This window comes from Natronorubrum halobium, assembly GCF_051351675.1.
Lineage (GTDB): Archaea > Halobacteriota > Halobacteria > Halobacteriales > Natrialbaceae > Natronorubrum.
The window spans coordinates 43,075-69,123 of the sequence record NZ_CP195595.1 but is presented as its reverse complement, the minus strand read 5'-3'; the positions used below and the strand labels follow the sequence as shown (position 1 = coordinate 69,123).

The following is a 26,049-nucleotide window of genomic DNA, read 5'->3' as shown; positions in this document are numbered from 1 at the left end:
GAGCAGTCCAGATCGAAATGGCACGTACCGCGACCCCGCTCGCCGACGGTCGTCTCGGCCGACTCACGTCGGGGCTCAGACGGTTCGTCGCGGTGCCGTTCCGGCGCCGGACGTACCTGAATCTGGCCTACCTGTTGCTCGCCTTTCCGCTCGGTATCGCCTACTTCGTCTTCGTCGTGACGGGATTCTCCCTCGGCATCGGGCTCTCGGTCGTCCTCGTCGGGATTCCGCTGCTCGCGGCCGTATTCCTCGTCTCGCTCGCTCTCGCCGGCTTCGAGCGCTGGCTGACGGCCGCGCTGTTGGCCGTCGATATCGAACCGCGGACGAGCCCCGACGGAGACGACCACTGGGAGCAGACCCGCTCGCTCCTGACCCGTCGTGAGACGTGGACGTCACTGCTGTATCTCCCGATAAAGATCGTGCTGGGCGTCGTCTCGTTCGTTCTCGTCGTCACCGGATTTTCGACCGCGATAGCCATGCTCACGGTTCCGTTCTACTACGACCAACCGGGGCTGTACGTCGGCGTGATGTCGGATCGCGCCCCCGAAGTGCACCAGACGCTCCACCTCGGCTGGGACTACCTGCTCGTGAGCGTCGAGGCCGTGTTCACCGTCGGCTACTGGAACGTGACGACGCTCCCGCAAGCGCTCGCCGTCGCCGGACTCGGCGTCGTACTGTTGTTCACCATATTCCACGCCCTCAACGTGCTCGCTCGGCTCTGGGGTCGGTTCGCGAGAGCGATGCTCGAGGACGGCTACGACCCCCTCGCGGTCGTCGTTCGGCGGCTCGGGTCCCCGACGGAAGCCGAGAACGGCCCTACTCGCCGAGGCGAATGACCGCGACCCCGTCCGAGACGCGCTCGAGGTCGCCGTCGAGATACGCCGCCAATCGTTCGAGCGAGGGCCCGCCGTCGTCGTCGCCGCCGACCACGAAAATCCGCTCGTGCCGGGTGGCGTCGTCGCTCCCCCGCATGACGATCGAAAACAGTTCCCGCGGCGTCACCGGGTCGCCGGCGTCCAGTCGCGCGGTGATCCCCTCGAGCGACGACTCCACCGTGGTCTCGACGTCGAACGTCACCTCGACCGAGACGGTCTCGTCCCGGTCGGCCGCCGCGAGGTACTCCTCGGAGCTCCTGACGGCCGGCTCGAGGATCTCCTCGAAGCCGACGCCGTACCGCTCGGTGCCGAGGTAGACGAACGCGAACGTCGCCCGGAGCCCGTCGAGAAACCGCTCGTCGGTCGTCGTTCGCTCGAAGATTTGTTTTCGATCCTTCTCGGGGAGCGTGTGGAGGAGGAGAACGAAATCGAGCGCGGCCGCGCGAATCCGGCGTCGGATGCGCGCCTCGGCGTTTCGTTTCGACTGGTCGTGACTCATCTCCCGTTCGCCCAGCAGATAGGCTCGGTCGGCGGGGCTGAGCACGCCGCGTTCGCGGTCGGTATCCGTGTTCATAATCGGTATCGGATTATACGACACCGGTTTCGATCCGAACCCCTACGGCTCTCCCGGTTCGAGTAGCCGGCGATGAACGCGACTCCGCGGACCGTTGCTCCACGCCGTCACCGAATCCCGTGGCGTGGAGGGACCGAGAGCCGATGAGCGGCGGAATCGGTCGCCGGTACGCGGATCTCATCGTCTCGCACGGCCGACTCGTCGTCGTGCTGGTCTTGCTGCTCACCGCCGTCGTCGCCGTCGGCGCAGTGATCGGTGAGAGCGAAGACGGTGAAATCGGTCAGTTCGAGACCGATTCCGAGGAAACCGAGGCGCTCGAGGAGATCGACGCGACCTACGGCACCGACGAGGGGGTCGTCGCGCAACTCGTCGTCCGTGACGAAGGCGGCGACGTGCTCACCCGCGACTCCCTGCTCGAGGGACTCTCCCTCCAGCAGGAGGTGCGCGAGGACGAGGAGCTAAACGCGACGCTTGACGACCAGGGGTTCGTCGGGCTCGAGAATATCGTCGCGACCGGTGCGGTCTTCGAGGACCGGGCCGAGGAGGCAAACGGCCCGCCTGACACGAGCGAGCCGACGCTCGAGGAGGGGATCGAGGCGCTCGAGTCGCGCTCGGACGAGGAGGTCGAGGAGCTCCTCGCCGACGTGCTCGATCCCGACAGCGACGCCGGCGGGCAGCAGGCGGGCGACGGAGGGACCGGGCAGGGCGGCGGGGACGCGGACCCCTACGAGTTCCTCCCCACCAGCTACGAACCGGGGGACACGGACGCCGAGTCCCACATCACGTTCCTCTTCCAGGTCGACGACAGCGGGCCGGACGAGGAGCCACGGGACGCCTACGACGCGCAGGTCGAGATCGCCGACCGCGTCGACGAGGGCTTCGACGACGCGTTCCTCTTCGGACAGGGGGTCACGGACGAGGCCTCGTCGAACGCCGTCGGCGACAGCTTCGCGATCATCACACCCGTCGCGCTCGTGCTCGTCCTCGGCGTCCTCGCGATCACGTACCGGGACGTCGTCGACGTGCTCGTCGGCGTGTTCGGCATCGCCGTCGTGATGGCCTGGCTCGCGGGCATCCAGGGCTGGCTCGAGATCCCCTCGAGCCAGTTGCTCATCGCCGTTCCCTTCCTCCTGATCGGGCTGAGCATCGACTACGCGCTCCACGTCGTCATGCGCTACCGGGAGGCGAGGGCGGGCGAACTCGAGGAGACGGGCACGCAGACGGCGAGCGACGGCGGGAGGGGGACCGAAGCGAAATCCCGGCGAGAGCCGGACGGCGGCGTCGTCGGAACGCGTGCCGGAATGACGCTCGGCCTGTCGGGCGTCGTCCTCGCGCTCGGGGCCGCGACGGTCTCGACGGGGGTCGGCTTCCTCTCGAACGTGGTCAGTCCGCTCCCGGCGATTCGGGACTTCGCAATCTTGAGCGCCGGCGGCATTCTCGCGACGTTCGTCGCCTTCGCCGTCCTCGTGCCGGCGCTCAAGGTCGAAGTCGACGACGTCCTCGAGAACCGGTTCGGCCGTAATCGAGCGAAACCGCCGTTCGGGACGGGAACCAGCGTCGTCAATCGCGTCCTCTCCCGATTCGTCGCGCTGGCTCGCCGCGCACCGGTCGCGGTCGTTTTCGTCGCCGTGCTCCTCGCCGTCGGTGGTGCCTACGGGGCGACCGGCATCGATACGGAGTTCAATCAGGCCGATTTCCTTCCCGAGGACGCTCCCGAGTGGGCGAAGTCCCTCCCCGGTCCGTTCGCGCCCGATACCTACACGATCAGCGACGACGCCGCTTACCTCGGCGAGAACTTCGCCGAGCGCGGCGAGGGCAGTCGGACGCAGATCCTGATACGCGGGGACGTGACCGATCCCGACGCGCTCGCGGCGATGGACGGCGCGAGCAGCGGGATCGACGGAGACAGTACCATCATCGTCCGACCGGGCGGCGAGGCGGCGATAGACGGACCGCCTGCGGTCGTCCGTGAACTCGCCGGCGAGAACGAGCGCGTCGCCGCCGCGCTCGAGGAGCGCGACGCGAACGGCGACGGCCTGCCCGACGAGGACGTCGCCGGCTTCTACGACGTGCTGTTCGACGCCGACGCAGACCGCGCGTCCGAGGTCCTCTACCGGAGTGACGACGGCGAGACGTACGAGTCGGCGCGGCTGCTCGTCAGCGTCCAGGGGGACGCCTCGGCGCAGACCGTCGCCGACGACACTCGAGACGTCGCGGCCGCGATCGAGGGTGGTGGTCCCGTCACCGCGGTCGCGACCGGCGGTCCCGTGACGACGGCCGTCGTCCAGGACGCGCTGCTCGAGACGCTCGTGCAGGCGTTCGCGATCACGCTGGTCGTCATCCTCGCGTTCCTGACGGTCCTCTACTGGGTTCGCCACCGGGCGCCCTCGCTGGGCGCGGTCACGCTCGCCCCCGTCGTCGCGGCCCTCGCGTGGCTGCTGGGCGCGATGGCGCTGCTCGACCTGCCGTTCAACAGCGAGACGGCCGTCATCACGAGCCTCGCGATCGGTCTCGGGGTCGACTACAGCATTCACGTCGGTGAACGGTTCATCGCGGAGAAGGAAGACCGGGAATCGCTCGAGGAGGCCCTCGCGGCGACCATCACCGGCACCGGCGGCGCGCTACTCGGCAGCGCGGCCACGACGGCGGCCGGGTTCGGCGTGCTCGCGCTGGCGCTGTCCCCGCCGCTCCAGCGGTTCGGGCTGGTGACGGGGATGAGCATCATCTTCGCGTTCGTCGCCTGTCTCACCGTCCTGCCGTGTCTGCTCGTGCTCCGGGAGCGGTTGCTCGCTCGAGCGGGCTAACGGGATCGGCGGATCGTCTCCGCTCCAGTTGACGGCTCGGCCACTTTAGTGGCGGCCCGTCGACGGTGACCGACCGTTCGGGTGTCGTCCGCACCGTCGACCGCGCGCTCGAGTGGCGCTACTCGCGCGGCAATACGGGACGGGAAAGTGATATGTTCGGGTCGCTGACGGTCAGAAGCGGTGATTTCGGTCACAAACCTATTTACCTCGATACGGTGTGCATAGCATGTGAGTTTCTAACACGAGGGTTGGAAACAATACTCAGTACGGGGCCGTTCGGACGCTCCGGGAGTAATAATGTCAGAACACAACATTTCTGTAACAGTCAACGGCACACACCACGATCTGACGGTCGAGCCACGGACGCTGCTCGTCTCGGCACTTCGAGAGGAACTCGGCTACACCGGGGCGAACGTCGGCTGTGAGACGGGACGATGCGGCGCCTGTACCGTCAGGGTGGACGGCGAGACGATCAAGTCCTGTACGCGGTTTGCCGTCCAGGCCGACGGCGCGGAGATCGAGACGGTCGAGGGACTCGCTGACGACGGCGACCTGTCGGCGCTGCAAGAGCAGTTTCAGGAACACCACGGACTGCAGTGTGGCTACTGCACGCCGGGGATGCTCGTGACCGCCGATACGTTCCTGCAGGAGAACGAGGATCCGTCGCGCGAGGAGATTCGAGCGGCCATCGAGGGGAACCTGTGTCGGTGTACCGGCTATCAGAACATCGTGGACGCGATCGAGGCCACCGCCGACCAGTTGGGTGAGCAGCAATGAGCGACACGGATGGAGCGACGGGAACGGCCGACGGGACTGAAGCGGACGAGGATTCTAGCACTGACGGCAGCAGTGGGGCCTTCGGTGCCGCGATCGAGCGCGGCGAGGACGTGCCGCTTCTGACGGGCTCCGGGGAGTACACCGACGACATCTCCCTGCGCGGAACGACGCATCTGGCGATTCGACGCTCCGACCACGCTCACGCGCGCATCGAGAGCGTCGACACCGGCGACGCGGAGGCGATGGACGGCGTACTCGCGGTGTTCACCGGCGAGGACGTCGTCGAAAGCGGCGTTCCGAACACGATTCCGACCGCGTGGGACCTTCCCGGTCTCGTCCAACCGCAGTATCGGATGCTCGCCACGGACAAGGTCCGCCACGAGGGAACCGCCCTCGCCGCCGTCGTCGCGGAGACCCCACACGCGGCCCACGACGCCCTCGAGCACGTTTCGGTGGAGTACGAACCGCTCGAGCACGTCACCGATCCGGTCGACGCCGTCGAGCGCGATGTGCCGCCGGTACACGACGAAGCGGCGGACAACGTCGCCTTCGACTTCGAACTCGGGGACGCGGACGCAACCGATGAGGCGTTCGCTGACGCCGACCGGGTCGCGAGCGTCGACCTCCGACAGCCGCGCATCATTCCGAACGCGATGGAGCCGCGAGCGGCCCTCGCCGACTGGGAGGACGCGACCGGGAAGCTGCGCCTCTGGATGACGAGCCAAAATCCCCACCTCCACCGAATGCTGCTCTCGGCGGGGACGCTCGGACTGCCGGAGAACAAGATTCAGGTGATCGCGCCCGAGGTCGGCGGCGGCTTCGGCAGCAAGATCTACCACTACCCGGACGAGGCCGTGACGGCCTGGTGTTCGATGCAACTCGGTCGACCGGTGAAGTGGCAGGCGACGCGCTCGGAGAGCTACCTGACCGACTGCCACGGCCGCGATCACGTGACGACCGGCGAGATCGCCCTCGACGACGACGGGACGATCCGCGGGGTTCGCGTCGAGACGCACGCCGGACTCGGCGCACAGCTCTCGCAGTTCGGCACCGCGACGCCGTCGTATTTGTACGCTACCGTTCTCTCGGGCCAGTACACGATTCCCGCGATCCACTGCCGCGTCGTGGGCGCGTTCACGAACACGACGCCCGTCGACGCCTACCGCGGCGCGGGTCGGGCCGAGGGAATCTACGTGATCGAACGGCTCGTCGACGTCGGCGCGCGGGAACTCGAGATGGATCCGGCCGAACTGCGACGGCGAAATCTCGTCCCGCCCGACGAGTTCCCCTACGAATCGGCGGCGGCGCTGGTCTACGACAGCGGCGAGTACGAGCGCGCGATGGATCTGGCGCTCGAGCACGTCGACTACGAGGAACTGCGCGAACGGCAGCGCGAACTTCGTGACGAGGGCCGATACCTCGGCATCGGGATCGGCAACTTCGTCGAATCGGCCGGGCTCTCGCCCTCGGGTCTCGCGGGCGACCTCGGCGCACAGGCCGGCGGCTGGGAGAGTTCGATCGTCCGCTTCGACTCGACGGGATCGGTGACCGTTCTGGCGGGGACGGCCGACCAGGGACAGGGCCACCGAACGACCTACGCCCAGGTCGCGGCCGAGGAACTCGGCGTCTCCGTCAACGACGTCACGGTCGTCGAAGGGGATACCGATCGGATTCCTCAGGGGATGGGCACCTACGGCAGCCGCAGCGCCTCGGTCGGCGGCGGTTCCATCGCTCGCGGTGCCCGCGAGGTCCGGGAGAAGGCTCGCCGAATCGCGGCCCACCAACTCGAGACCAGCGTCGACGACATCGAGTTTGACGAGGGCGAGTTCCACGTCGCCGGCGCGCCGGATCGCTCGCTGCACATCCAGGCGATCGCACACGAGGCCTACCTCGGCCACGATCTGCCCGAGGGGATGGATCCGGGCCTCGAGGAGACGAGCTTCTACGACCCGGAGAACTTCACCTACCCCTTCGGCACCCACGTCGCGGTCGTCGAGGTCGACCCCGAGACGGGCGAGATCGAGATCGAACGCTACGTCGCGGTGGACGACTGCGGCGAGATCATCAATCCGATGATCGTCGAGGGGCAGGTCCACGGCGGAATCGCACAGGGAATCGGGGCCGCGCTCTACGAGGGCGCGGCCTACGACGACGACGGCCACCTCCAGACACGCAGAATGGACGAGTACGTCGTCCCGCACGCGACGCAGTTGCCGGAGTTCGAGACGGACAACACGGTGACGCCGAGTCCCCATAACCCCATCGGGGTGAAAGGCGTCGGCGAGTCGGCAACCATCGCGGCGACGCCGACCGTGGTGTCGGCCGTCGTCGACGCGCTCGAGCCGTTCGGCGTCGATCACCTCGACATGCCGATCACGCCGGAGTCGGTCTGGCGGGCCGCGGAGGGTGATCGCTGATGTACACGAACGACTTCGACTACTACCGCGCCGACAGCGTGGATACCGCGCTCGAACTGCTCGGCGACCACGACGGTGCCGAACTGGTCGCCGGGGCTCACGGGCTGTTGCCGCGGATGAAGACGGGAGACGAGTCGCCCCCGGCCCTCGTCGATATCGGACAGTTGAGCGGGCTCGACGGGATCGAAACCGCGGACGACGGGAACGGCGTCTCGGTCGGGGCGCTCGCTACCCACAGCCAGATCGCCGACTCCGAGACCGTCCGCGAGCACGCGACCGCGCTCGCCGACGCCGCGTCCGAATTGGGCGATCCGCAGGTGCGAAACGGCGGCACGATCGGCGGCAATCTCGCTCACGGCGATGCACGGTCGGATCCGCCGGCAGCCCTGCTCGCGCTCGACGGCTCGCTCGAGGTCCGCGGTCCGGGCGGCGAGCGAACGATCGGCGCGACCGACCTCTTCGAGGGGCCGTTCGAGACGGCGGTCGACGACGACGAGATCGTCACCGCCGTCCGGATTCCGACCGACGACGACGCCGCGAGCGGCTACCACAAACGCCGAGATCCGCTCTCGGGCTACGCGATGGTCGGCGTCGGCGTCTGGCTCCGGACCGACGACGAAACGATCGAGGAGGCTCGAGTCGCCGTCACCGGTGCGACGACGACGCCCTCGAGACTGCCGGCCGTCGAGGACGAACTCGAGGGGAGTGCGGTGAGCGAGGAGACGATCACCGCGGCGGCGGCCGAGGCAGGCACCGCGCTGGACGCCGACGCGTTCGTCTCGGACGTGCAAGCCAGCGCCGAGTACCGCGAGCACCTGCTAACGATCGACGCGGAGCGTGCGCTGTACGAGGTACTGGACGTCGGTCAGTAAACGACCGTCGTCGCTTTCGCTCGAGAACGAAGGGAAAGAGCTGCTTCGGTGCTATCGCTCGCCCAGTATCATCTCCGGAGCGAGTACCGTGAGGGTTACGAGTGTGACGAGGAGACAGAGGGCGAGTACCCGCAAAACACCGGAAAGCAGTCGGCGATCCGTCGGGAGGGATTCCGCGAATCTGACAAGGCCGAATGCAACCGCGACGACGAGTGTACTCACGGACCCGCCGCGTAGCGGGAGTCCAAAGGAGACGTACAGACCGGAGAAAACGAGCGAGAAGGCGAAGAACAGCAGCGCCTGATACCTCCCGTCCGGCTTGCGGAATACGTACCGTTTGATTCGGCTACTCACTCTTCTAGATAAGCCACACAGTCTATAAAACTAGCGTGAAGCTACGACAAGCCGGTGACCGAGCGAGATCGAACTGACCGTTAGTTGGTTTCGAGAACCAGGAGTTCGTCGCCGGCGTCGACCTCCTGTTCGTTCTCCGCGCGGATTTCGGTGATCGTTCCGTCCGCCGGAGCCGTAATGTCGTGAAAGTTCTTCATGACGCCGACCAACCCGACGACGTCTCCCTCGGCGACCTCGTCGCCTTCGTCGACGAACGTCGCTTCGTCCGGGTCCGGTCGCGTGTAGAAGACGCCGGGCATCGGTGATTCGATGTGTTCTGTCGTCATCTCTGAAATCTTACCCTCGAGTACGGCCTCCGAGCATATAGGCTTTGACTGAGCGCTCTCCCCACATATCGGCGTAAACTCGCCCCTATCCGGGAGTTTACGCGAACGGATTCGCTCGGATCGGCTCCGTCGAAATCCTTCGAGAGTTACAGGTTCGGCCAGTCGTTTGACCAGCTGTAGCCTCGAGTTCAAACGCGAGTACGGCTCGTTTGTCCAGTCACGGCGCTGGTGGAAACAGTTCCGAGAACTCACCCGTACCGGTCTTACTCACACCTCTACCAGTCACGCTACTCGGTAGAGACAGCGGAGATTGGTAACGGTGGTTCCCCATAACGTGTGACCGAGGCCTCTTCAGCCGCGATCAGTCGCCCTCTCGGTGATCTCGAGAGCCGCGGCTGGGTAGCGAGGGACGAAACCGAGACGCGCTGACTCCGCTCGGAGAAGACGTTGCGAGCGGGTTCATCGACCTCCACGACCGCGTGACGGCCGCCAGCGATCTGCGAGAACTGCTCCCGTGGGTTCCGCTGGGGGATTGGACGTCGAATTCGACTTCGTGACCGACGACGGTACAGCCCCGTCTCGCTGCCGTTGGTTCTCTCGGGGTGAACACGATTCGCGCCAACTTAGTGGTCCGCCGTGATCTCGTCAGGATCCACTGGTCTCGCTTCGTCACGGCAGCGTTCGAAGAGATCGACTGCCCACTCGCGGACGGTCTCGTCTTCGGTTACCAGGCCCGCTTTGACGACTCCCTCCTCGTCCGTGAGGTCGATTCCCACCGCGGCGTCGTAAATGCCCACTGAAATCGGGATGTCCGCATAGACGGAAACGTGCACGTCCGTTTCATCGAGCATTTCGCGTAACTGCTTCGCGGCGGTCGAATGGTTTCGGATGGTGTCGAGGACGCCGGGTGTGATCACCTGTTCGAGGCGCGTGTCCCCGTGGACGGTCGATTCCCAATCGTTTTCGATGAACACCGGGGCAACCATGCGTGTAACACCCCGAATTCGGTCGCTAGACCGACGGTACTCGAGTATCCGTCGGATGATGGCAGTCGCGTCGCTCTCCTCGAGAACGACGACTTCGGCGTCGCGCAGGCGCCGGACGTCGAACGTCAACAGGTCGGACGGCAGCCACTGCAGGGGTTTACGCAGGCGCCGTTCGGCCGCTATCTCGTCCAGCAAGCGCGTAAACTCGTCACACACCCATTCACCAGCCGGTGTGATCGTACACTCCTGTCCCGAGCGCGTGATCCACTCGCGGTCTTCGAACTCCCGGAGAATGCGCGCGGTCGTGACCCGCGACGCACCGATCCGATCGCGAATCTCGTCGTGACTCGCCGGCGCCTCCGCGAGCGTCCGCAAGACCGCCACGCGGTTCTCGGAGTTCGCGAGAAACGCGATGTCGTCGAGTGCTGTAGTCATGCCTATTGGTCTCTCGTACCACAGTACGATCCTGAGGGAGGAAATGGTTGTTGTGAGACCGCGGCCATCGGTCCGCTGACGGTTGGCTGATCGGCTCGAGATCGAACGGACTGATTTGAGCAACCGCTGACGGCTCTCGTATCGCGGGCGACCTCCGGAGCGCACATCGTTCACACCGTGACCAGCGAAGACGCCGCGAACGATGTACTCCCCGAAACATCACGATAGCACGAGTCGACGGTTGATACAGCATCCCGCGTGGAGGGAGTCGTCGAGACGCGTCGAGTGGGGGGATGTGAGAACGGCGTGGTCGAACGATCGCGACCAGCACCCGAGCGAACGAGCGGAGAACCGTCGCCCGTACAGACGGCACAGATCAGCAGAACGCAACAATCCGACACCATCACCGACACCCAATCATGGCACTCGACGAAGAACGACTGAACCAACACGTACAGACGGCCCTGAACGACTTCGGAGCGACCGCCCACGCACCGCTGGTCGTTATCGGCGACGAACTCGGCCTGTACGAGACCCTCGCCGACGCGGGCCCGCTCACGTCGGCCGGACTGGCCGGGGAAACCGACACCGCGGAACGGTACGTCCGCGAGTGGCTGCGCGCACAGGCCGCCGGCGGCTACGTCACCTACGACCCGGAGACCGACCGCTACAGCCTCACTCCCGAGCAGGCCGCGCTGCTGGCCGACGAGAACAGTCCGGCGTTCATGGCGGGCAACTTCGGGGTCGCACTGTCGGCGGCCAGGATCGAACCCCAGCTCGCCGAGGCGTTCCGCACGGGCGAGGGCGTGGGCTGGCACGAGCACGACGACGACCTCTTCCACGCCATCGCGTACTCCTGGCGGCCGCAGTACGCGGCGAACCTCGTCGACGACTGGATCCCCGCGCTCGAGGGCGTCGACGAGACGCTTCGAGCGGGCGGGCGCGTCGCCGACGTGGGGTGTGGTTACGGCGCCTCGACCGTCTTGATGGCCGAGGCGTACCCCGAGTCGACGTTCGTCGGCATCGACCCCCACGAGCCGTCGATAGCCACGGCCCGGCGGCGGGCCAAGGAAGCTGGCGTCGCCGACCGCGTGGACTTCGAGGTAGCGACGGCGAAGTCGTACGACGGCGCTGCGTACGACTTCGTCACCACGTTCGACGCCTTCCACGACATGGGCGATCCGGTGGGCGCGGCGGCGCACGTCCGCGACACGCTCGCCGACGACGGCACGTGGATGATCGTCGAACTGTTCGCCAACGACCGCGTGGAGGACAACCTCAATCCGATGGGCCGGGCGGCCTACTCGATCTCGACGCTGATCTGCACGCCGTGTGCACTCGATCAGGAGGGAGAGCGCGTGCTGGGCGCACAGGCCGGCGAGTCGGGTATCCGGGACGCCGTCACGGACGGCGGATTCAGCCGCTTGCGCCGGGCGGCCGAGACGCCCCTGAATCTCGTGTTCGAAGCCAAACCGTAGACCACCACGAGCAGACGAACGGGTACCGGCGCGGGCGAGACGGAGTATCCGTTCGCCACGAAGCGTCCGACGGCTGCCGGACTCGTGCGAGCGCAAGTATCGCTCTCTGCCCGCTCTATAGTAACAACTGAAACGATTTACACACTGATCGCACAGCCGTCGTACGATCAGGTGTGCATTGACTTTCAGTGGCTACTATATTTCGAGCGGCCAGTACCGACGACCGACTCGATGAGAGACGACGGCTCCCCGAGTTCACTACGCATCCCTCCTTAACGGCTGTTTCACTCGGTATCGTATCTCCCCACTAGGATTTCAACAGAGCCCGTGGATTACGTGTGTCATCCCACTCCAGCCGGTATCTATACAGTGGTAACCGTTGTCCCACGCAGTGAGATGAGTGATCAAACGATAACGAGACAGGAGCTTCCGTCTCCACGATACGAGTACGGCGGGGACGATTGGGTGTTCGTCGAACTCGCCGAAGCAATGAGTTTCGATGCGAACTTCAAAGCGCAGGCGATCACACAGGAGATTCGGCGGAACAGCCTCGAGGGACTCGTCGAGGTCGCACCGTCGAACGCCTCCTATCTGATCCAGTTCGATCCGAGCACGTTGCATCCGGACGAACTGATCGACGAGTTGCGATCGCTCGAGGACGAGATCGACGTCTCGGAGTACCAGTGGGAGGCGCGGGTGTTCGACATTCCCGTCTTCTACGGCGATCCGTGGACCCACGACACGCTGATGGACTTTCGGGACCGCCACCAGGATCCGGATTCGACGGACCTCGAGTACTCCGCTGAGCTCAACGACTTCGACTCCGTCGAGGCGTTCGTCGACCACCACTCCGGCGCCCCGCACATGGTGACCATGATCGGCTTCGTCCCCGGACTGCCCTTCTGTTTCCAGATGGTTCCCCGGGACGAACAGATCGAGGTGCCGAAGTACGAACAGCCGCGGACGGCGACGCCGAGTCGGGCGATCGGCTTCGGCGGCGCGTTCACCGCCATCTATCCCGTCCCCGGTGCCGGCGGCTACCAGCTGTACGGTCGAACGCCCGTCGAGGTACTCGACGTCGACCAGGAGCTGTCGGCGTTCGAGGAGTCGATGGTGCTCCCGAACCCGGGGGACATCCTCAACTTCCGCCAGATCGACCGCGAGGAGTACGACGCGATCCGCGAGGAGGTCGAAGACGGCAGCTACGAGTACAACTACGACCGGGTCCAGTTCGAGCCCCAGGCGTTCTTCGAGGATCCACACGGCTACAACGACCAGCTCCTGGAGGTGCTCGACTAATGCGTATTCTCGACGGCGGACTCGTCACGACCGTCCAGGACACCGGCCGTCACGGGCACTATCACATCGGCATGCCGCCCTCCGGCGCCATGGACCAGTTCGCCCACAAGGTCGGCAACTGGCTCGTCGGCAACGACGAATCCGACGCGACCCTCGAGATGACCTACATGGGTGCGAACGTCGAGTTCGAGGAGGACGCCGTCTTCGCCGTCACGGGTGCGGACATGGAGCCGTCGCTCGAGGACGAACCGATCCCGACGTGGACGGCCGTCCGGGCCGAGGCCGGCGACACGCTCAGTTTCGAGTTCGCGACGGAAGGCGCACGGTCGTACCTCGCCGTCGCCGGCGGCATCGATATCGAACCGGTGATGGGCAGTCGATCGACGTACACCCTGATCGGTATCGGCGGCCACGAGGGCCGGTCGCTCGAGGCGGGCGACGAACTGCCGATCGGCGAGCCGTCGGACGACGCCGACGATATGCTCGGCAGTTCGATCGACGAGGCGGACCGACCGGATTACTCGACGACCGAGATCAACGTGGTGATGGGACTCTGCGACTATCGCCTCACCGACGAGGGGCGACAGCGGTTCCTCGACGCCGACTGGAAGGTTTCCGACGAGGCCGATCGGGTCGGCTACCGGTTCGAAGGACCCGACATCACCGACATGTTCGAGGAGCGCGAGCAGCCCTTCGGTGCCGGAACGGACGTCACCAACGTCGTGGACCTCGGCTACCCCGTCGGCTCCATCCAGATGGCCGGGCAGCCGATCATTCTGATGCGAGACGCCGTGACCGGCGGCGGCTACGTGACCGTCGGGACCGTCGTGAGCCCCGAGCGCGACGCGCTCGCCCAGTGTCGAACGCACAGCACCGTCGATTTCAACGCCGTCGACGTCGAGGAGGCGCTCGAGATCCGTCGCGAGCGAGACGAACACCTCGAGACCGTTCAGGAGTCGCTGTAGCGCGAATTCACCATACATGATCGACAAAGTACTCGTTGCGAATCGAGGCGAAATCGCGGTCCGCGTGGTACAGGCAGCGACCGAACTCGGGATCGACACCGTGGCCGTCTACAGCGACGCCGACGAGACGGCCAAACACGTCCGCCGCGCCGACGAGGCGTATCACGTCGGCTCCTCCGTCGCCGGCAAGAGCTATCTCGATCAGGAGTCGCTCCTGGACGCGGCGACCGAGACCGGCGCCGACGCGATCCATCCGGGCTACGGCTTCCTCGCGGAGAACGAGTCGTTCGCCCGCCGCGTCGAAGACTCCGAGTTCGTCTGGGTCGGGCCGCCGTCCGATGCGATGGCCGACTTCGGCGAGAAGACGAAGGCGCGAGCCATCATGGACGAGGCCGGCGTCCCGATCGTTCCCGGGACCGACGAACCGGTCGACGACCCGGAGGAGGTGAAAGCCTTCGGCGACGAACACGGCTACCCGGTCGCGATCAAGGCGGACGGCGGCGGCGGCGGTCGCGGGCTGAAAGTCGTCAGCGGTCCCGAGGAGGCCAACGAAGCCTTCAAAAATGCCAAACGCGAGGGTGAAGCCTACTTCGACAACGACGCCGTCTACGTCGAACGCTTCCTCGAGAACCCGCGACACATCGAAGTCCAGGTTATCGGCGACAGTCACGGGAACGTCCGCCATCTCTACGAGCGCGACTGTTCGGTGCAGCGCCGCCAGCAGAAACTCATCGAGGAGACGCCCTCCCCCGTGCTCGACGAGGAGACGCGGGAAGAGCTCTGTGAAGCCGCCCGTTCGGGCGTCGCCGAGGCCGGCTACAGCAGCGCCGGCACCGTCGAGTTCCTCTACGAGGACGGCGAGTTCTACTTCCTCGAGGTGAACGCCCGAATCCAGGTCGAACACACGATCACCGAGGCGGTGACGGGGATCGATATCGTCAAAGAACAGTTCCGCGTCGCCGCGGGGGAGGAACTGTCGTTCGAGCAGTCCGCGGTCGAGCCCCGAGGCGTCGCGATGGAGTTCCGAATCAACGCGGAGAACCCGTACGAGGAGTTCGACCCGACGCCCGGAACGCTCGAGACATATCGACCACCCACTGGGATGGGCGTCCGCGTCGACGACGGCGTCAACGAGGGCGACCGGATCAGTCCGTTCTACGACTCGCTCGTCGGGAAGGTCATCGTCACCGCACAGGATCGAACGGAAGTCCTCGAGCGAAGTAAACGGGTCCTCGAGGAGACGGAGATCGAGGGGATCTCGATGACGATCCCGTTCCACCTCGCGGTCCTCGAGGACGAGGTGTTCGTCGAGAGCGAGCACACGACGAAGTATCTCGACGAGCAGTTCGAGGGGCTGGACGTGGCCTGATCCACCGGGACGTCGCCCGATCTCCGTCGCTCACACCAGTTCGTCGAGGCGAGCCAGATCGATTCCTTCGGCACCGAGGCGGTCGTGGATCGTCTCGAGCAACTCGACCGAGTTCGGCCCGTCGCCGTGGATACAGATCGACGACGCGGGGACATCGATCGTCGTGCCGTCGACGGCCTCGACTTCGCCGCGCGTCGCGATGGAGACGACGCGATCCGCGACCAGATCCGGATCTTTCGGCCCGACCGATTTCTCGACGATCAGCGTGCGGTCGGGGTTGTAGTCGAGGTCGACGTAGCCCTCGAAAACGGCGTCTAGCTCGTCGTACTCCTCGGCGACCTCGTAGATGTTCATGTCGGTCGCCAGGTAGACGAGTTCGGGATCGACCTCGAGGATGCCCTCCATGACGGCCCGACAGTGCGTCTCGCTCTCGGAGAGCATCGAGTACATCGCGCCGTGGGGTTTGACGTGCTGGACCGTCGCCCCGTGGCGGTTTGCGAAGGCCATCAGCGCGCCTAGCTGGTAGACGACGTAGTCGCGCACCTCCTCGGGCGTCGCGTCCATCGTCCGCCGGCCGAACCCCATCTTGTCCGGGAGGCCGGGATGGATGCCGATCCCGACGTCGTGTTCCGCGGCGAGTTCGACGGTCTCGCGCATGACGTGCGGGTCGCCCGCGTGGTAGCCGCCGGCGATGTTCGCGGAGGTGATGTAGGGCATCACCTCGGCGTCGCGCCCCATCGTCCAGTTACCGAAACTCTCGCCCATGTCGCAGTTGATATCGATTGCGGTCATCGTTTGGAAGCGATACTGTTCGTTCGTCGTCCTCATACTTGAGGTATCGTGGCCGTGGGTTGTCAAGAATATATTGCACCAAAAGCTCGAGCCAAATACGGACATATAGTAACAACTGGCTCTGTTGAATCCCGTTTAATATCTTTTACCAGGCGTGGTGAATACACAGCGCGACTGTTGCACGATATCTGGCTCTATTTGCGAAGGTAGTGATCGTTCAGTACAGGCGAGTGAATTGTCAATTGGCTTTTGATCGTCTTGAATACCAAACGATGGTTCCAATGATGTACCCAACCGTTCCAACGAAGATTGCAAACAGGAAGCCAGATTTAACGCCGCGTTCGATCCCACCGATTAATTCCGCATATGCAGAACTATACGCGTACCCCAACACCCGAGGGTACGAATACCGAGAGGCTGTTCCCCAGTCACCGGTGAGATAGCCTACGAGCGGGGGAAAAGCGTACCACCAGAGGGCGAAAAGCCACAGCGCACCAATAGCCGGTACGAGACCCGCCCTCACTACTCCTGCTGCAATAGCGATTCCGACCGCCACTCCGATCCAGCCAAGAGAAAAGCCAACATCCAGCACTTCTACGACAAATCCACCAGAGAAGAGCAGCAAGAGAGCGATCACTGCCAGCAGGAGAAGACCTCCTCTCCGACTCTCCCCGATAACATGCGGCCAGAAGCGGTCGAAATTGTTCATCATAATAATAGTTATGGTTGTCACTAATGGCCTTTTTGCAGACGGTGGTCACCTCAAACCTCTCCTATTCGCCTGGTTCAATAGATTTCGCGTGAAACAAACCAAGCGGTCGTGCTGAACGCATTCTCTGTATTCAGCAGGCTACTCTTACCATTACTGAGGGTTTCAACAGAGCCTACCAACTGGAACTGTTCACACATCGACCGAACAGCCATCGTGCGATCGAGTGTGCACTGACTTCCAGTGGCTACGATACCACGACCGACGATTATCCGGACAGTCAACGACCCAATCTCGAGGAGTATCCGCTCCGACCAATGAATTATACGCCTCCTCGTGGCCGGAACTGCTATGGACACGTCACCGAACCTTGCCGACTACGAGGCCCTCTCGGAGGTGTTCGAGTGGGAGCACATTTACACGGACGCCGATTGGGACGCTCCGGACGAGGTGAACATGGCCCACGAGGTCTGCGATCGCCACACGGCAGACCGTGGCACCGTGGCGCTCTTTTTTGTCGGATCGGACGGCGATCGTGAGCGGATTACCTTCTGGGAACTTTCACAGCGATCGAACCGGTTCGCGAACGTCCTCGAGGAACTGGGCCTCGAGCGCGGCGACCGAGCGTTCGCCTACATGCCACGAGTTCCCGAACAGTACGCGGCGATGCTCGGGACGCTGAAAGCGGGCTGCGTGTTCGGCGGCATCGACCCGCAGTATGGTGCGGACCGCGTCGCCTATCGGCTCGAGAACGCCGGTGCACGGGTGGTCGTCACGACACCCGAGAACCGGCCGACCGTGGCTACAGCGCTCGAGAACGTCCCGTCGGTCGACCACGTAATCGTCGTCAGCGACGACGGGACGGGCATTCGACGAAACGACGTGAGCTACTACGAAGCGATGGACAACGCCTCGCTCGAGTACGAGACCGTCGAAACCGCGGGGTCGGATCCCGCACTGCTGTACTACACGAGCGGAACGACCGGCTCCCCGAAGGGGATCGTCCACGGTCACCGATGGATCGTCGGCGTCGCCGCCGCTAAACTGTACGCGGCCGATCTCCTGCAACACGGGAGCGATATCTACTGGGGAACGGGTGACCGCGGCTGGCTGACCGCGCCGGTCAACGCGCTCGGGGTGTGGTTCTGGGGCCACAGTCTGCTGGCGTACGACGGCAACTTCGACGCGGAAACGTGGGCATCGATCCTCGACGAGTTCCCTGTGACGGTACTCTCGAGTATCCCGACGATTTACCGACAGTTGCGAGATGAATCGGAGTATCTCGCGGACGCGGATCTTTCCCTTCACCGGGCGCTCAGCACCGGCGAACCGCTCGATCCCGAACTCGTCGAGTGGGGCGAGGAAGTGCTGGGTGTCCCGATCCACGAGACCTACGGCCAGGCCGAGACAGGGAACATGATCGTCAACGTGTATCCATCGATCGAGACCCGGTCCGGAAGTATCGGCAAACCCCTTCCGGGCGTCGAGGCCGCTATCGTCGATCCGGATACCGGGGAGCGGCTCGGACCCGACGAAACCGGTGAGATTGCCGTCAAGGGCGAGTATCCCTGTTTCTTCCTCGGCTATTGGGAGGACCCTGCCGGGACGGCAGAGGCGTTCGTCGACGGCCCGGACGGGGGTGAGCAGAGCGAAGCGATGCGATCCTCGCCGGACGAGACGTCCAGCGGTAAGTGGTATCTGACTGGGGATCTAGGCCAGCGCGACGAGGAGGGCTATTTCTGGTATCAAGGTCGAGCGGACGACGTGATCATCAGCGGCGGAACGCGGATCGGTCCGCGTGTCGTCGAAGACGTGCTCGCCGACGACGACCGCGTTCGCGAATCGGCCGCCGTTCCGACATCCCATCCGGAACTCGAGCAGGCCGTCAAGGGGTACGTCGTACCGGCTGACGGGGTCGAAGGTGACGAGGACCTCGTCGACGAACTCCGAACCGATGTGGAGGCATCGCTTTCCGACAGAGAGGTCCCTGAAGAGATCGAATTCCGCGACTCGTTACCGCGAGCGACGACGGGGGCGATTCGACGGTCGGAACTCCGCGAGTCGTCGCTTGGCGGCGAGACCGAGTAGTTCGAACGCCAATTTCTATAGTCCGGAATCAGTCTCGCTGCTCGTCCGTTTCGACGGCTGCCTCGGAGTCGGAGTGTGCCCGCACCCACAGCTCGCCGATTCGAGAGAGCCTCGTTCGGTAGGACTTCCCGTGTTCCTCGCGCTCGATGTAGCCCTTCCCGCCGGGACCCAGCCGATCGACGTTGTAGATGACTTTCGAGCGGAAGCTGTCGGTGTACTCCTCGTTGAGTTCGCGGGCCAGCGCCTCTGCGAGTTCCGAGACCGAGTCGAACTCGCCGTCCTCGCCGAGTTTATAGAGAATGAGTTCCTCGAAGGGTTTGACGTTCGAGAAGGAGGCGACCGGTAGCTCGACGATGTGGCGGCCGTCGATCTCTTTCGCCCCGATGGTCGTCCCGCGCTCGTCGAACTCCGAGAGGAGGTCGCGAGCGCTCTCGAGTCTCGCCTCGAGGCGGTCGTCGTCGATCGCTTCAGGCTCGTTCGCGGCGCCGTCCGCGCCGACGTCTTCGAGCAGCGCGATCTGCTCGCGGAGCTCCTCGGCGAGTTCCGTCTCGAGGTACTTCTCGGGGGCCGTGTAGTAAGTGTGGATGCCCTCGCGGTCCTCCTGCCGTTCGACCATCAGCGAGTGGGCGGCGTTGGCGAACGCGAAGCTCACGGTGCGGGGCATCGCGGCGACGTTCACCCAGACCTCGTTCCCCCGGTCGAGTTCGGCGGTGATCAGATCGTAGGCCTGCTCGAAGGCCGCGTCGTAGTCGTAGACGTCCTCGAGCACGAACCGATCCGTACTCGCCCCCAGCAGGTTCCGAAAGTCGGTCTCGAGTTTCTCCGAGAGGTGCCGGGAGTACTCGACGTTGGCCTCGCTGCCGACGGCACCCTCGAGGAGAATGACGCTGTCGACGTCGATCTGATCGCGCACCAGCGGCGCGATCAGCCGGTCGTAGTCGAAGCCGACCGGGACGATGTGGGTCTGCATACGTCTTCCTTGAGAGGTAGACGCCGTAATGGTGTTGATCTACAGGGGCAGTGAATCACCCCGCCCTCAAGGGGCGGGACTTCCTGTTTCGACGACGTGGGTGCCGTACAGGTCGCCCTTATATTCGAGCAGCGTGATGAACTGTCGCCACGCCGCATCCTGCTTGTTCCGAGCATTCTCGTCTCCCTGAAGCATCCCAGCAACGTTGAGGTCTTCCACGAACACGGCGTCGTACTCTCGAACGAGCCACGTGGTGAGTTTGTGCTGGTAATCCAGTACCTTCCGCCGAATCTTCCGTTTCACCGTGGTGACTTTGACGCGCTGTTTCTCGTAATTGTTCGACCAGTGTTCTTTCCGCGAGAGTTTGCGTTGTTCGCGGTGGAGACGAGCCGCTCCGTCGAACGACGGGCTGGTGCTTTTTTATCCCGGCCCTCCGTGCTACTAGCTATCGTGACCCGCTCTCCGAGCGCCGACGTGCAGATCGAGGGATCGCGACTGCAACTCGAGATCTGGCACCCCGACTGCTGGACGCTGGAGGTCACCGACGATGCGCCGGGCGGGTTGCTCGGACACGGCGTGTACGCGATCGACGGCAAAGCCACTGGGCGGTTCACCGCGTACGGGCGATCAGTCGACGACCTGGAGGCGCTCGTCGAGGCCGTCGAGGCGTCGCCGTTGACCGACGCCGTCTGGGAGGCCGATCAGCACTACGCCACTGACGTCGGCACGCCCGATCCCGAGAACGCTACCACCGGGCTCGTCGTGCAGTACGAACTCACCAACAGCATCAACGACGCGCTCGTCTCGCGGGGGTTCATTCCCGACGAACCCGTTCGGATGACCGATGGCCGCGAGTACTGGACGGTCGTCATCCACGAGGATCGGACGACGGTCGCCGATCGGCTCGACGAGATCCGGGAGGAGAAATCGGCGACCGTCGAGATCGAGACGCTGCGATCGCTCCACGACGGGCTGACGAACGGCGTGTTCCGGACCGACCGTCTGTCGGAGCGACAGCGCGAGGTGTTCGAACTCGCCCGGACCAGCGGGTACTACCGCTGGCCGCGCGAAGTGACGGCGGCCGATCTCGCCGCGGAACTCGATCTCTCGGAGGCGACGCTGCTCGAGCACCTCCGAAAAGCCGAATCGAAACTCCTCGATCCCGGCGCGGGGTGAACGGCCCAGCGCAAACTGCGATGGTCGACCCTGTCTATCTAGGGTGGGGGTTGAATCGATAACGTCACATGGTGACACTTATCATGGTTCCAGATGCTACAAAGTCGGATCGGAGCCTCGCCCGCGACATCGGTCCCCTCGGTGCGATCGCCACCGTCGTCGCCGGGACCCTCGGGGCAGGGCTGTTCGTCACCCTCGGGACGGCCAGTTCGACGACCGGTCCCAGCGTCATTCTGGTCATCGCGCTGTCGGGAATCATCGCGATGGCGATCGCGATCAATTACAGCTGGCTCGCGACGATCTTTCCCGCGGCCGGATCGACGTACTCGTACGTCACTCGGGTGTTTCGCAACCGTCTCGCCGGGTTCGTCGCGACGTGGTCGCTCTGGCTGGGGTACATGGCGGCCGTCTCCGTACTCGCGCTCGGATTCGGCAGCTACCTGCAGGTGTTCTATCCCGGCGTCGATCCGCAGTGGGCCGGCGTCGCCCTGATCACCGTCCTGTTCGCCGTGAACATGCTCGGCGCCCGCAGATACAGCATCTCGCAGAACGTCATCTTCGTCCTGCTGGTCGTCTCGATCCTGGTGCTGGTCGTTCCCGGGACGTTCACCGTCGAGGCCGGCAACTACACGCCGTTCTTCACCGGCGGGTTCGACGGCGCGCTCGCGGCCGCCGTCCCGCTGTTCTACGCCTACATCGGAATCGCCGTCGCGGGTGAAATCGGCGCCGAGGTCAAGAACCCCTCGAGAAACCTGCCGCTCGCGATGGCCGGCGGGACGCTCATCCTCATCGCCCTCTACATGTGGACCGCCGCGGTCATCTACGGCGTCGTCGGGGATTACACCGTGCTCGCCCAGTCGGACCGTCCGCTCTCGACCGCCGCGGAGACGTTCCTCCCGGTGAACGCGACCGCCATCGTCGGCATCGGGGGGTTGTTGGCGACCGCCTCGAGCGTCCACGCCGTGATGGCCGCGGGGATCAAACTGCCGTACTGCTGGGCCTGGGACGAGGTGTTCTCGACGCGGTTCTCGGAGGTCAACGAGCGCTGGCGGACGCCCCACTGGTCGCTGTTCACCCTGTTTGCGGTCTCGGTCGGCCTGACCTTCTGGACGGGCGGGCTGGACCAGGTTATCGCGATCGCGACGTTCAGCTACCTGATCGCCTACGGAGCGACGTCGTTCACCGCGATGTATCTCTACCTCGAGCGGCCGGCGATGCGCGAAGAAGCGGCCTTCGATCCCGGTAGGTGGATCCTCGTCCCGGGGCTGCTCGGGCTCGGCGGCTGCGTGCTCCTGTTGTCCCAGGCCTACCAGGGATCGATGACGGTCTACGTCCCGTGGCTCGCGATCGGGCTCGTCGTATTCGGCGCCTACTGGTACAGAGGCCAACGGTCCGATACGGACGTCGACGCGATCCTCGATACGCTGCCGGGCGTCCCGACCGACGAGTACAGCCCCGCGATCGCCGACGAACCGACGGTGGCCGACGACGGAACGCCCGCGGACGATTGAGGAGCGACCGAACACGCATCCCATGAGCGACCATTCCCACACCCTGGCGGAGAGCATCGACCACGACGAGACGATCGCGCTGCTGCAGGATCTCGTCCGGATACGGAGCCCGTACTTCGAAGAGGCGGAGATCGTCGAGTTCGTTTACGACTGGCTCGACGACGAGGGGCTCGAGCCGGAGTACCAGCCGGTGAGCGAGCCCGAAATCACCGGCTACGAGGGCAACAACGTCCTCGCACGGCTCGAGGGCGCGGACCCCGACGCGCCGACGCTGCTGTTGAACGCCCACGTCGACACGGTCCAACTGGTCGAGGAGTGGGACGAGGACCCGCTCTCCGGGCGACTCGAGGACGGGAAGTGCTACGGGCAGGGCGCCTGCGACATGAAAGGCGGGCTCGCGGCGGTACTCGTCGCGTTCCGGGCGCTCGCGGACGCCGAGTTGCGGGGCGACGTCGTTCTCGCGGCGGTCGTCGACGAGGAGGGTCCCTACGGGCTGGGCGCGAACCAGCTACTCAGGGACGGCATCGCGGACGAGTGCGACGCGGCCATCGTCACGGAGCCGGGTCCGATCCTCGCCCAGTCGGCGATCGAGAATCCGGCGCTGTTGCTCGGCGCTCGCGGCCGATTCCTCTACGACATTACGGTTCGGGGCCACGCGGCCCACGGTTCACAGCCCGAGAGCGGCCAGAACGCGGTGGTCGACGCCGGCGCCCTGGCCGGCGCGCTCGCGGAGATGGACGTCGGCTCACATCCGCAACTCGGCGAGGGATCGGTCTGCCCGCTGTCGATCGAGGGCGGGGGCGAGACGCTCTCGGTCCCCGAACGCTGTCGCCTGCTGGTCGATCGCCACGTCGTGATCGGCGAGGACGCCGATTCCGTACTGACCGACGCCGAGCGCGTCGTCGCCGATCTCGATCTCGGCTCGACGGTCGAGGTCGGATTCCGCGAGGCTCCCGCGACGGACGTTCGCTACGGCCCGTACGTGACCGACGAGGACCACCCGCTGGTCCGGTCCCTGCGGGCGGCCGCCGAATCGGTCACGGGCCAGCCCCCCGCGATCGGCTACTTTTCGAGCGTCGGCGACTTCAACTACTTCGGCCACCGCGCCGGCCTCCCGACGGTGATCATCGGCCCCGACGGCGAGAACATCCACGGCGCAGGCGAGTTCGTCTACACCGACGAGGTCGTCGACGTGGCCCGTACGCTCGTCGACGCGGCGACCGAGTTCGCAGAATAGGCGGCTGGCCGACACCTGTCAGGCCGGTTGCGATTCGTCGATGACCGCCTCGACGAGCTTTCGCTGGGCCGCCCGGAGGTGTTCGTGGAACGTCGCAGCCGTCACGTCCATCGAGTCGGCGATTTCCTCGCCGGAACTGTTGCGGGGCCACTCGAAGTAGCCGCCGTAGTAGGCCATCTCGAGTGCGGTCCGCTGGCGGTCGGTCAACGCCTCGGCCAGTTGCTCCTGGAGTTGCTCCAGCGACTCGCTCGAGGGAGCGACCTGCCGTCGAGCGACGGACCGAATGCTGGAATAGACGTCCGTCAGTTCGTCCATAATGGCTCGAACGTTCGTCCCCGTCGGAAAGTGGGCCGTCGTGGTGTAGTCGCCGTCGTGGATGGCAGCCGCCTCGACGTAGCCGCCGTAGGCGTCGATAACGCCGAACATCGGCGGCGACGTGATCGACAACTCGAATTTCACGTCGCCGGCCGACCGCTGGAGCACCGACACCTCGTCCCAGTGGGGAACGCACTCGACGAGGTCCTCGAACAGCGGAAACGTCTCGGAATCCGTCGTTCCGTACTCGAGGTACCGTTCGTCGCCGATCCGGACGACCCGGTCGAACCAGACCGTGTGGCCCGTCATGTCCGGTCCGTCGAACATCGCGACGGCGTCGTCGATGACGAGTTCGAGTTCGATCAGTTCGTCGCCGAGCAAGACCCGTTTTCGCTCGAGGGCGGCGATGGCGTGGCCCAGAATCTCGCCGAGCTGGGCGACGACGTCCCGTTCCTCGTCGGTGAACGCGTTTCGACGCGCGCTCGTGATACCGAGGATGCCGTACAGCACGCTGTCGTACGTGATCGGGATCGCGGCGGCCGATTCGTAGCCGTGTTCTCGGGCGTCCTCGCGCCAGGGTTCGAAGTCGGGGTCCGCGAAGACGTCGTTCGACACCTGAATCGTCCCGGTTCGAATCGCTTTCCCGGCGGGGCCACGGCCGACCGCCTCGTCGGAATCCGTCGAGAGCGGGATCGACTCGACGTAGTTGTCGACCCCCGCCTCGACGCGGTGGGTGATCGATTTCGTTCTGACGTCGACGTCCGCGATGAACGCGAACTCGTAGGACGGCGAGTCGGCCAGCGACTCGCAGGTGACGCGCTCGAGGTGGGCCCGCGTCGATCCGGTGACGATGGCGTCGTTGATCTCGCGAACGACGCCGTTGACGTGGTCGAGCGCCGCCAACCGCTCGCGCTGGCTCTCGAGTTGCTGTTCGCGGCGTCGGGTGTCGGTTACGTCTCGGAGAATAGAGAGGTGCGTTCCGGGCAACACGTTCGCGACGGAGTTGTACTCGACGACCCGTTCCGAGCCGTCGGGCCGAACCAGCGAGAACGAGCCGCGAAGTCGCCCCTGTTCGAGAAACGTGTCCCAGGCCGAACAGATGTCGTGGTCGTCGTGGACGAACTCCTTGAGCGAGCGGCCGGCGAGTTCCGCTCGGTCGAGTCCGAACAGGTCGCTCGCAGCCGGGTTGGCGGCGATGATTTCGTTCTCGTTGCCGACGAGAATCGCATCGTGTGCGTCCTCGAAGATCGACCGGAGCCGTCTGTTCCCCTCCTCCAGCCGACGTTCGTGCTGCTTTCGCTCGGTGACGTCGGCGACGATAACGGTCACCCCGGTCTCGTCCGGATAGCACCGCGCCTCGAACCAGCGGCCGGTCGGCTCGTCGCGTTTTTCGACGGTGATCGGGCGTTGGCGTTCGAACGCGCGGTCGTGTACCTCGGCGAAGAGCGACTCGAGACGGTCGATTACCGACTCCTCCGGCGGTTCCGTTCCGGTCTCGCCGGGTCCAGTCAGTCCGTCGGGTTCGTCGCCCGCATCGTTCACAGAGCGATCGAAGAGCGCCCTCGCTCGCTCGTTGACGACCGCGTACTGCAGGTCGGCATTCAACGTGTAGACGGCGTCGGAGACGCGGGCGAATGCGTCCTCGAGTTCGGTACGCTCTTCCGATATCGCCTCGGATTCGGTCTCGATCGCTCGCCACTCGTCTCCCATATTCGCCCCT

Annotated in this window: 21 protein-coding genes and 2 pseudogenes; 14 read left to right on the top strand and 9 right to left on the bottom strand. The window is 65.0% G+C overall.

Annotation, left to right across the window (positions count from 1 at the left end; genetic code table 11):
* The first annotated feature begins 17 nt into the window (after positions 1-17).
* Positions 18-836 (top strand): sensor domain-containing protein, encoded by an 819-nt coding sequence (locus ACSFC7_RS00315; RefSeq protein ID WP_436345700.1) that lies wholly within the window; start codon positions 18-20, stop codon positions 834-836.
* Here ACSFC7_RS00315 and ACSFC7_RS00310 read toward each other — a convergent pair.
* Positions 817-1,449, bottom strand: coding sequence for a hypothetical protein (locus tag ACSFC7_RS00310; protein ID WP_436345699.1), 633 nt, complete (start codon positions 1,447-1,449; stop codon positions 817-819). The genes ACSFC7_RS00315 and ACSFC7_RS00310 overlap by 20 nt on opposite strands.
* A 143-nt stretch (positions 1,450-1,592) precedes the next feature.
* On the opposite strand from ACSFC7_RS00310, the gene ACSFC7_RS00305 reads away from it, so the two are divergent.
* The 4 genes from ACSFC7_RS00305 (at position 1,593) to ACSFC7_RS00290 (ending at position 8,319) form a co-directional block, all read left to right on the top strand.
* Positions 1,593-4,253: an efflux RND transporter permease subunit gene (locus tag ACSFC7_RS00305; RefSeq protein WP_436345697.1), complete on the top strand. Its 2,661-nt coding sequence runs from the start codon at positions 1,593-1,595 to the stop codon at positions 4,251-4,253.
* A 297-nt stretch (positions 4,254-4,550) separates the two neighbouring features.
* On the top strand, positions 4,551-5,030 hold the full coding sequence (locus ACSFC7_RS00300) for a (2Fe-2S)-binding protein (RefSeq protein ID WP_436345696.1): 480 nt from the start codon (positions 4,551-4,553) through the stop codon (positions 5,028-5,030).
* The gene (locus tag ACSFC7_RS00295; protein ID WP_436345694.1) at positions 5,027-7,447 is read left to right on the top strand and encodes a xanthine dehydrogenase family protein molybdopterin-binding subunit; all 2,421 of its coding nucleotides are present in this window, start codon (positions 5,027-5,029) and stop codon (positions 7,445-7,447) included. The genes ACSFC7_RS00300 and ACSFC7_RS00295 overlap by 4 nt, the downstream gene beginning before the upstream one ends.
* On the top strand, positions 7,447-8,319 hold the full coding sequence (locus ACSFC7_RS00290; RefSeq protein WP_436345692.1) for an FAD binding domain-containing protein: 873 nt from the start codon (positions 7,447-7,449) through the stop codon (positions 8,317-8,319). The genes ACSFC7_RS00295 and ACSFC7_RS00290 overlap by 1 nt, the downstream gene beginning before the upstream one ends.
* Positions 8,320-8,370: 51 nt before the next feature.
* Here the strand turns inward: ACSFC7_RS00290 and ACSFC7_RS00285 are convergent, their stop codons facing one another.
* A complete protein-coding gene (locus ACSFC7_RS00285) occupies positions 8,371-8,673 on the bottom strand; it encodes a hypothetical protein (RefSeq protein ID WP_436345690.1) in 303 nt (100 codons plus the stop codon).
* An 80-nt stretch (positions 8,674-8,753) separates the two neighbouring features.
* Positions 8,754-8,999, bottom strand: a complete 246-nt coding sequence (locus tag ACSFC7_RS00280) for an acetyl-CoA carboxylase (RefSeq protein ID WP_436345688.1) — start codon at positions 8,997-8,999, stop codon at positions 8,754-8,756.
* A gap of 190 nt (positions 9,000-9,189) precedes the next feature.
* Between ACSFC7_RS00280 and ACSFC7_RS00275 the strand changes: the two are divergent.
* Positions 9,190-9,297: pseudogene (locus ACSFC7_RS00275) on the top strand (IS5/IS1182 family transposase); the annotation flags it as partial.
* A gap of 325 nt (positions 9,298-9,622) precedes the next feature.
* Here ACSFC7_RS00275 and ACSFC7_RS00270 read toward each other — a convergent pair.
* The gene (locus tag ACSFC7_RS00270; RefSeq protein WP_436345686.1) at positions 9,623-10,420 is read right to left on the bottom strand and encodes a helix-turn-helix transcriptional regulator; all 798 of its coding nucleotides are present in this window, start codon (positions 10,418-10,420) and stop codon (positions 9,623-9,625) included.
* Between the two features lie 419 nt (positions 10,421-10,839).
* Here ACSFC7_RS00270 and ACSFC7_RS00265 point away from each other — a divergent pair, with 419 nt between their 5' ends.
* The 4 genes from ACSFC7_RS00265 (at position 10,840) to ACSFC7_RS00250 (ending at position 15,531) form a co-directional block, all read left to right on the top strand.
* Positions 10,840-11,898 carry a class I SAM-dependent methyltransferase gene (locus ACSFC7_RS00265; protein ID WP_436345685.1) on the top strand — a complete coding sequence of 353 codons (1,059 nt, stop codon included), beginning with the start codon at positions 10,840-10,842 and terminating at the stop codon, positions 11,896-11,898.
* A 396-nt stretch (positions 11,899-12,294) separates the two neighbouring features.
* Positions 12,295-13,197, top strand: coding sequence for a 5-oxoprolinase subunit B family protein (locus ACSFC7_RS00260; protein WP_436345684.1), 903 nt, complete (start codon positions 12,295-12,297; stop codon positions 13,195-13,197).
* Entirely contained in the window at positions 13,197-14,162 is a 966-nt protein-coding gene (locus ACSFC7_RS00255; RefSeq protein WP_436345682.1) for a biotin-dependent carboxyltransferase family protein, read from the top strand. Before ACSFC7_RS00260 ends, ACSFC7_RS00255 begins: the two co-directional genes overlap by 1 nt.
* A gap of 16 nt (positions 14,163-14,178) precedes the next feature.
* Positions 14,179-15,531 (top strand): acetyl-CoA carboxylase biotin carboxylase subunit, encoded by a 1,353-nt coding sequence (locus tag ACSFC7_RS00250; protein ID WP_436345680.1) that lies wholly within the window; start codon positions 14,179-14,181, stop codon positions 15,529-15,531.
* A 30-nt stretch (positions 15,532-15,561) separates the two neighbouring features.
* Here the strand turns inward: ACSFC7_RS00250 and ACSFC7_RS00245 are convergent, their stop codons facing one another.
* On the bottom strand, positions 15,562-16,323 hold the full coding sequence (locus ACSFC7_RS00245) for a LamB/YcsF family protein (RefSeq protein WP_436348037.1): 762 nt from the start codon (positions 16,321-16,323) through the stop codon (positions 15,562-15,564).
* A gap of 238 nt (positions 16,324-16,561) precedes the next feature.
* Positions 16,562-17,032 (bottom strand): hypothetical protein, encoded by a 471-nt coding sequence (locus ACSFC7_RS00240; RefSeq protein ID WP_436345679.1) that lies wholly within the window; start codon positions 17,030-17,032, stop codon positions 16,562-16,564.
* 351 nt (positions 17,033-17,383) lie between these two features.
* On the opposite strand from ACSFC7_RS00240, the gene ACSFC7_RS00235 reads away from it, so the two are divergent.
* Complete coding sequence (locus ACSFC7_RS00235) at positions 17,384-19,120, top strand: acyl-CoA synthetase (protein WP_436345678.1); 1,737 nt, start codon at positions 17,384-17,386, stop codon at positions 19,118-19,120.
* Between the two features lie 28 nt (positions 19,121-19,148).
* Here ACSFC7_RS00235 and ACSFC7_RS00230 read toward each other — a convergent pair whose 3' ends face one another.
* Together ACSFC7_RS00230 and ACSFC7_RS00225 are read right to left on the bottom strand one after the other, a co-directional pair.
* The gene (locus ACSFC7_RS00230) at positions 19,149-20,090 is read right to left on the bottom strand and encodes an HFX_2341 family transcriptional regulator (RefSeq protein ID WP_436345676.1); all 942 of its coding nucleotides are present in this window, start codon (positions 20,088-20,090) and stop codon (positions 19,149-19,151) included.
* 87 nt (positions 20,091-20,177) lie between these two features.
* A pseudogene (locus ACSFC7_RS00225) lies at positions 20,178-20,489 on the bottom strand (RNA-guided endonuclease InsQ/TnpB family protein); the annotation flags it as partial.
* 51 nt (positions 20,490-20,540) lie between these two features.
* Here ACSFC7_RS00225 and ACSFC7_RS00220 point away from each other — a divergent pair.
* The 3 genes from ACSFC7_RS00220 (at position 20,541) to ACSFC7_RS00210 (ending at position 24,014) form a co-directional block, all read left to right on the top strand.
* The gene (locus tag ACSFC7_RS00220; RefSeq protein ID WP_436345674.1) at positions 20,541-21,266 is read left to right on the top strand and encodes a helix-turn-helix domain-containing protein; all 726 of its coding nucleotides are present in this window, start codon (positions 20,541-20,543) and stop codon (positions 21,264-21,266) included.
* A gap of 83 nt (positions 21,267-21,349) precedes the next feature.
* Positions 21,350-22,777: an APC family permease gene (locus ACSFC7_RS00215; protein WP_436345672.1), complete on the top strand. Its 1,428-nt coding sequence runs from the start codon at positions 21,350-21,352 to the stop codon at positions 22,775-22,777.
* A gap of 22 nt (positions 22,778-22,799) precedes the next feature.
* Entirely contained in the window at positions 22,800-24,014 is a 1,215-nt protein-coding gene (locus ACSFC7_RS00210; RefSeq protein WP_436345671.1) for a M20 family metallopeptidase, read from the top strand.
* Between the two features lie 18 nt (positions 24,015-24,032).
* Here ACSFC7_RS00210 and ACSFC7_RS00205 read toward each other — a convergent pair whose 3' ends face one another.
* Positions 24,033-26,039, bottom strand: a complete 2,007-nt coding sequence (locus tag ACSFC7_RS00205; protein ID WP_436345669.1) for a bacterio-opsin activator domain-containing protein — start codon at positions 26,037-26,039, stop codon at positions 24,033-24,035.
* Positions 26,040-26,049: the final 10 nt, after the last annotated feature.

Coding starts and splice junctions, on each gene's coding strand:
- ACSFC7_RS00315 (WP_436345700.1), top strand. CDS start 18: ATGGCACGTACCGCGACCCCGCTCGCCGACGGTCGTCTCGGCCGACTC.
- ACSFC7_RS00310 (WP_436345699.1), bottom strand. CDS start 1,449: ATGAACACGGATACCGACCGCGAACGCGGCGTGCTCAGCCCCGCCGAC.
- ACSFC7_RS00305 (WP_436345697.1), top strand. CDS start 1,593: ATGAGCGGCGGAATCGGTCGCCGGTACGCGGATCTCATCGTCTCGCAC.
- ACSFC7_RS00300 (WP_436345696.1), top strand. CDS start 4,551: ATGTCAGAACACAACATTTCTGTAACAGTCAACGGCACACACCACGAT.
- ACSFC7_RS00295 (WP_436345694.1), top strand. CDS start 5,027: ATGAGCGACACGGATGGAGCGACGGGAACGGCCGACGGGACTGAAGCG.
- ACSFC7_RS00290 (WP_436345692.1), top strand. CDS start 7,447: ATGTACACGAACGACTTCGACTACTACCGCGCCGACAGCGTGGATACC.
- ACSFC7_RS00280 (WP_436345688.1), bottom strand. CDS start 8,999: ATGACGACAGAACACATCGAATCACCGATGCCCGGCGTCTTCTACACG.
- ACSFC7_RS00270 (WP_436345686.1), bottom strand. CDS start 10,420: ATGACTACAGCACTCGACGACATCGCGTTTCTCGCGAACTCCGAGAAC.
- ACSFC7_RS00265 (WP_436345685.1), top strand. CDS start 10,840: ATGGCACTCGACGAAGAACGACTGAACCAACACGTACAGACGGCCCTG.
- ACSFC7_RS00260 (WP_436345684.1), top strand. CDS start 12,295: ATGAGTGATCAAACGATAACGAGACAGGAGCTTCCGTCTCCACGATAC.
- ACSFC7_RS00255 (WP_436345682.1), top strand. CDS start 13,197: ATGCGTATTCTCGACGGCGGACTCGTCACGACCGTCCAGGACACCGGC.
- ACSFC7_RS00250 (WP_436345680.1), top strand. CDS start 14,179: ATGATCGACAAAGTACTCGTTGCGAATCGAGGCGAAATCGCGGTCCGC.
- ACSFC7_RS00245 (WP_436348037.1), bottom strand. CDS start 16,323: ATGACCGCAATCGATATCAACTGCGACATGGGCGAGAGTTTCGGTAAC.
- ACSFC7_RS00240 (WP_436345679.1), bottom strand. CDS start 17,032: ATGAACAATTTCGACCGCTTCTGGCCGCATGTTATCGGGGAGAGTCGG.
- ACSFC7_RS00235 (WP_436345678.1), top strand. CDS start 17,384: ATGGACACGTCACCGAACCTTGCCGACTACGAGGCCCTCTCGGAGGTG.
- ACSFC7_RS00230 (WP_436345676.1), bottom strand. CDS start 20,090: ATGCAGACCCACATCGTCCCGGTCGGCTTCGACTACGACCGGCTGATC.
- ACSFC7_RS00215 (WP_436345672.1), top strand. CDS start 21,350: ATGGTTCCAGATGCTACAAAGTCGGATCGGAGCCTCGCCCGCGACATC.
- ACSFC7_RS00210 (WP_436345671.1), top strand. CDS start 22,800: ATGAGCGACCATTCCCACACCCTGGCGGAGAGCATCGACCACGACGAG.
- ACSFC7_RS00205 (WP_436345669.1), bottom strand. CDS start 26,039: ATGGGAGACGAGTGGCGAGCGATCGAGACCGAATCCGAGGCGATATCG.